Annotated in this window: 5 protein-coding genes; 2 read left to right on the plus strand and 3 right to left on the minus strand. The window is 51.2% G+C overall.

All coding sequences use genetic code 11. The annotated features are described in order from the left end of the window. The coding region (locus BG74_RS16510; RefSeq protein WP_369678498.1) for a type I phosphomannose isomerase catalytic subunit at nucleotides 1–258 on the minus strand (258 nt) is incomplete at its 3' end. Between the two features lie 160 nt (nucleotides 259–418). Here BG74_RS16510 and fumC point away from each other — a divergent pair. After that, nucleotides 419–1,816, plus strand: coding sequence for a class II fumarate hydratase (gene fumC, locus BG74_RS03815; RefSeq protein ID WP_066596715.1), 1,398 nt, complete (start codon nucleotides 419–421; stop codon nucleotides 1,814–1,816). Between the two features lie 568 nt (nucleotides 1,817–2,384). Then, complete coding sequence (locus BG74_RS03820; protein WP_066596721.1) at nucleotides 2,385–3,851, plus strand: MDR family MFS transporter; 1,467 nt, start codon at nucleotides 2,385–2,387, stop codon at nucleotides 3,849–3,851. A gap of 87 nt (nucleotides 3,852–3,938) precedes the next feature. Here the strand turns inward: BG74_RS03820 and BG74_RS19475 are convergent, their stop codons facing one another. Both BG74_RS19475 and fabI read right to left on the minus strand, forming a co-directional pair. Beyond that, the gene (locus tag BG74_RS19475) at nucleotides 3,939–4,064 is read right to left on the minus strand and encodes a DUF1161 domain-containing protein (RefSeq protein WP_369678499.1); all 126 of its coding nucleotides are present in this window, start codon (nucleotides 4,062–4,064) and stop codon (nucleotides 3,939–3,941) included. A gap of 970 nt (nucleotides 4,065–5,034) precedes the next feature. Next, nucleotides 5,035–5,823 carry an enoyl-ACP reductase FabI gene (gene fabI, locus BG74_RS03830; protein WP_066596536.1) on the minus strand — a complete coding sequence of 263 codons (789 nt, stop codon included), beginning with the start codon at nucleotides 5,821–5,823 and terminating at the stop codon, nucleotides 5,035–5,037. Nucleotides 5,824–5,829: the final 6 nt, after the last annotated feature.

Raw genomic sequence — 5,829 nt, forward strand, 5'->3', positions numbered from 1 at the left:
CTTGAATAAAAAGGGCAACTCCCCGAAACGCTCCGCCACCGCCCGGCCCAGTATACCCTGCGGATCGCAGGTAATGAGCGTGTGCAACGCTATTTCATTTCCCTGCGCATCCTGAACGCGAGAATTGCTTTTGGGGTGGGCGCCCATCCATAACTCCGCCATTGGCCGGCCATTGGGATCGGTAATGCCGTAAAGTCGGGTTAGGGCGTCTTTACTGCCCCAGGTGTAATGCTGGAGAGTATTTATCATCTTTTCCATGATCATTACCGTCAATAATTTATTGATTTGTATTGTAATATCGCTCACTGATCGCATAATGGTAGGCGTTTGTGTGGGACTATACTACTAATGCCATGGGCATAGAAGTAAGCATCTAGGGGCGATTAGCGATCTTTAGGATGAATACCAGGAGGTTATAATGGCAGTCACTCGTGTAGAAAAAGATTCAATGGGGTCGATTGACGTCCCTGCGGAACACCTTTGGGGCGCGCAAACGCAACGCTCTCTGGAGCATTTTCCGATTTCCAGCGAAAAAATGCCTCCGGAATTAATTAGCGCGTTGGCGCAAACCAAACGCGCCGCGGCGCAGGTCAATCAGGATCTGGGCCTGCTTGAGGCCAAGCGTGCGCAAGCCATCATCAGCGCAGCGGATGAAGTTTTGGCCGGCAAACACCCCGACGAATTCCCGCTGGCCATATGGCAGACTGGCTCCGGTACGCAAAGCAACATGAACATGAACGAAGTCCTGGCTAACCGCGCTAGTGAATTGCTCGGCGGAGAGCGTGGCGATGGGCGTCTGGTGCATCCTAATGACGATGTTAATAAAAGCCAAAGCTCCAATGACGTCTTTCCAACAGCGATGCACGTCGCCGCGGTTATCGCCGTGCGCGGACATCTATTGCCGCAGATAGCGGTATTAAAGAAAACCTTGGCAGCCAAAGCCGCCGCCTTTAACGATATCATAAAAATCGGCCGTACCCATCTGCAGGACGCCACGCCGCTAACGCTCGGGCAAGAAATATCCGGCTGGGTAGCGATGCTTGAGCACAGCGTAAGGCATATTGAGCAGAGCATTCCGCATCTATGCGAACTGGCGCTGGGTGGCACCGCAGTGGGTACCGGTCTTAACACCCATCCAGAATATGCGGTACGTGTGGCGAAAGCGCTGGCGGAACTGACTGGACAGCCGTTTGTCAGCGCACCTAATAAATTTGAATCCCTGGCGACCTGTGATGCCCTAGTCTACGGTCATGGTGCTCTGAAAGGGCTGGCGGCGTCGATGATGAAAATCGCCAACGATGTGCGCTGGCTTGCGTCCGGTCCTCGCTGTGGTATCGGCGAGCTGAGTATTCCAGAAAACGAGCCAGGCAGCTCCATCATGCCAGGCAAAGTCAACCCGACCCAATGCGAAGCGATGACCATGCTGTGTTGCCAGGTCATGGGAAATGACACGGCAGTGAATATCGGCGGCGCCTCCGGTAATTTCGAGTTAAACGTTTACCGCCCCATGGTTATCCATAATTTCCTGCAATCAGTGCGCCAGCTGGCGGACGGTATCTACAGCTTCAATCATCACTGCGCGGTAGGTATCGAACCAAACCGCGATCGTATCAATCAGTTGCTCAATAAATCACTGATGCTGGTGACGGCTCTTAATAACTATATCGGCTATGATAAGGCGGCGGAAATCGCCAAGAAAGCTCATAAAGAGGGGCTGACGCTTAAGGCGTCAGCGCTGAAGTTGGGTTATGTGACGGAGCAGCAGTTTAATGAATGGGTACGACCGGAAGACATGGTCGGCAGCATTAAAAGTTGATTGTGTCAGGTCCATAAAACTGGCGATAATGAGGGCCATAAGCAGGGGCTCGCCTTATGGTTACGAAAAGATGCAGCCGTTCAATCAGAAAACGACGGGCGGCGGTGCGGCTAGCACATGTTTCTGGCAGATAGTGCAGCGGCCATAACTAGCAATTCCCCCAGCGCCGCGTCTCCCTGCTGCGTGTGGCAGAGCACGATAGGCGGAGAAGGGCAGACTTATTTAACTTACTTTCTCATTTTGAAACATAAGATTGATTGTCACTGACACGGATGCCACCTCCGGTTGTTTTGACGGAGAGGCGGTAGGTCATGATACCGTGAACTGCGAGCTGCGGCACCTTTCTATATCTGGCCGATACAGTGGTAGTGGACAAGTAAAATTGCGGCTGATGTGCGATTATGAACAACTATCGGCCCTATTCCGAGTAGGTATCTGCGAGCGTTTGCCGGTGCAAAGCGAGGCTAGCCTAGCTAAATTTATTGAAACGGCGAGCACAAACTGGTATCCCTTGCTGGTAAATGCCTGGTTGTCCTCTCAGGGAGCCAGCTGCTATAATCGGCGAACTATGCACCAGACGCCGGCGTCAACCTCTGCGCCATTGCAGCGCGGTCGTATACTTCTTGCCTGTATACTGGCCATGTTTATGGCAGCGGTAGAAGTTACTATCGTCGCCACCGCCATGCCGGATATTATCGCAAGCCTCGGGGGTTTCCCGATGCTGAGCTGGGTATTCTCCGTCTACCTGCTGTTACAGGCCATCTCCATCCCAATTTACGGCCGCCTGGCGGACATGTTTGGCCGAAAACCAGTGTTTTTTGTCGGCACCACCCTGTTTCTTAGCGGTTCTATACTGTGCGGTTTTGCGAGCCACATGCCAGCGCTTGTTTTGTTTCGTGCACTACAGGGGCTGGGAGCGGGCGCTATCGTGCCGCTCACTACTACGATCATCGCCGATGTCTACAATCAGCAGGAACGTGCGCGCTTGCAGGGCTATCTTTCCAGCATCTGGGCGGTATCCGCCATTATCGGTCCGCTAATGGGTGCATTTATCGTCCGGCATTATCACTGGTCAGGGGTGTTTTGGGTCAATGTCCCACTGGGTATTATCTCAGCGGGGTTGCTAGCGCGCTATCTCCCGGCAGCGCCAAGCCGGCATGACGAGCCGTCGCTAGATGTGGCCGGTATCACCTATATGATACTAGCGATCGGTTGTCTGCTCATCGCCCTGTTGCAAGGCGATGAATTGGGTCGCTGGCGAGTGGGACTGCTCGTGCTATCTGTTATCAGCGCCGTACTGTTGGTGCGGGAACAGCGACGCATCCCCGCGCCATTGTTCCCGCTGGCACTGTGGCAAAGCAAAATTATTGTTGCCGGCAACGTCGGTGGACTGATTATCGGCGCGGCGATGATGGGTATCGCCGCGTTTTTACCCACCTATATTCAGGCGGTGCTGGGTGGAAGTACCATTGAGGCGGGCTGGACTCTGGCGGTAATGTCTTTAGGCTGGCCGCTGGCGAGCACGCTGTGCGGCAGGTTGATGATACATACCTCTTACCGTCTTATGGCGTTGTGCGGCGCGATTTTGCTCGTGACCGGCAGTCTATTGTTGCTGCGGCTGGATGCCCAGAGCAGTATTGCTGCCGCCAGGTTGGCGTCGTTTGTCATCGGTTTGGGCATGGGCATGAGCAATACTACTTTTCTAGTTTCGGTACAAAACGAGGCACCGTTTGCGATTCGCGGTATAGCCACCGCCTCAACCGTCTTTACCCGTATGGTAGGATCTGCTCTGGGCACAGCGATAATGGGCGCCACGCTAAATAGGAATTTGCAGCGGCGGCTACCAGGGATTGACGATCCCGTACAACATCTCATCGCCCATCACGGTCAAAGCGGCCCAGGGCTGGCGCACATGGCGCAGCAGGTGGCGGTATCAATGCATGGGGTTTATTGGATCTCATCGCTTATCGCACTCTGCGCGCTTATCACCGCTGGCCTGGTGCCACGTGGGTTGCGTCCGCGGCAGGAAGGTTAGCGCGTGTTTGGCCCGCCATCCCCGTGGCGGGTGTAGATGATTTTCTGCGCATTGTTTTCGCAGTGCTTCTAATACCTGAACTTCGGATCAATCATATTGATATTTATTAATAATATCAAGAGTGAAAATAAATTCTAGTACGCCGTTAGTGATGATCTTCTGGGCTATGTTCGCTTTTACGTTTTTACACGCGGCCTGCGCACCGAGAAGCACGAGCAAGCCAAGCGGTTAACAACATTGACTTATTCGTCCTGTCATCCTTCTTACTTATATGATAAGTGGAAAATTCATCATATGGTAGGGCACTAGCAGCAAACGCCCCGTGCAGCGGTCCAAAAAGTGGGAGGTACTGGGCTCCCAATAGGCGTTGACGTCCTAGCTTCCTTTACATTTTTCCTGGAGATAATATCCACACCCCCTAATTTCAATATCTCCCTAACAAGTCGGTCATAAAAACAAATTAAACAGCCTCCATGTTAATCTAAATGGCATTTTTCTGAATTGTATTGTTTGTATTTTAATTGTAATGAGAATGTTATATATAGCTAGGTAGTCACCTCTTATTAAGAGGAAAATTTCTAATACGACTATAGCCTTTATAGGCTGATGTTAAAAACAATTAGTATGTTATATACTAAAGTGATATAATATAATGAGAAAACGTCTTTTTTACCTATTCACCTATCATTTCATTTTTATCTACCATTTTATTGGAATTTCCTACTCCGTTTCCGTTTTTTCTATTTTTGCTATCTTAGGTGACTCTGCAAGACCTTCGGTTATGAACCAGCTAAATTACATAAAAGTGATACTATCAAAATAGTGAGTACGCATAATACATATTATGTTAAATTATTAATGACTTCTGTATAACTACCGTGTACAGCCCATAACCTACCCTTTTATGAAATACTCCGGGATAGCAGGTGTAAGTCGATCTCTAGGGCCTGAGTTTCACTGTACCAAGTACAAGTGCTCGTATGCTTTCTTCAAATTTCTCCCTCTGCCAGCCTTGTTAAAACGTGACGAGTGTAGAAGGCTATCGGTTCATTTTTCTAATACGCCGATGAAGCGTGTAATGAATACTTCTGACACTATACACATTCACTCAGCTTGGCCAAGATTGTCGCCGATGTCGGCGCGCTTTCTAGGAAAGGGGCCGAACTTCCGACCCACGAAGCGATTAATCTAGGTCAAGATCGTTCATGGCGGAGATATTAAAGCCACCATCCACATGCACCACCTCGCCGGTGATGCCAGCCGACAGATCGGAGCACAGGAAAGCAACGGCATTGCCGACGTCCTCAATGGTTATTGCGCGGCGAATTGGTATCACCGACTCGCAGTAGGACAGCATCTTTTTAAAGTTCTTGATGCCGGATGCGGCCAGAGTGCGGATAGGACCCGCGGAAATGGCATTCACACGCACACCTTGCGGCCCCATAGCGTTGGCCATATAACGGGTATTGGCCTCTAGAGAGGCTTTGGCCAGGCCCATGACATTATAGTTGGGGATGGCGCGTTCTGCGCCCAGGTAGGTCAGCGTCACCAAAGCAGCGTTGAGATTAAGCATTGGTCGGCAGGCTTTTGCCATGGCGACGAGGCTGTAGGAGCTGATATCGTGCGCGATGGCGAAACCTTCGCGAGTCACGGCGTTCACATAATCGCCGTCCAATTGGTCGCCGGGGGCATAAGCGATGGCATGTACGAAACCGTCAAACGTCGGCCAGATATTGGCTAGACGGGTGAACAGCGCTTCTATACTGGCATCTTCCGCCACGTCGCACGGCAGCACGATGCTGGAATTGAAACCGGCAGCAAATCCTTCCACCCGTAATTTCAATTTGTCATTCTGGTAAGTGAAAGCCAGCTCCGCCCCCTCACGGTGCATAGCCTGAGCGATGCCATATGCAATTGAACGGTTGCTGGCAACGCCAGTCACCAGAATACGCTTACCGATAAGAAAACCCATAGCATT

The organism is Sodalis-like endosymbiont of Proechinophthirus fluctus (assembly GCF_001602625.1).
Lineage (GTDB): Bacteria > Pseudomonadota > Gammaproteobacteria > Enterobacterales > Enterobacteriaceae.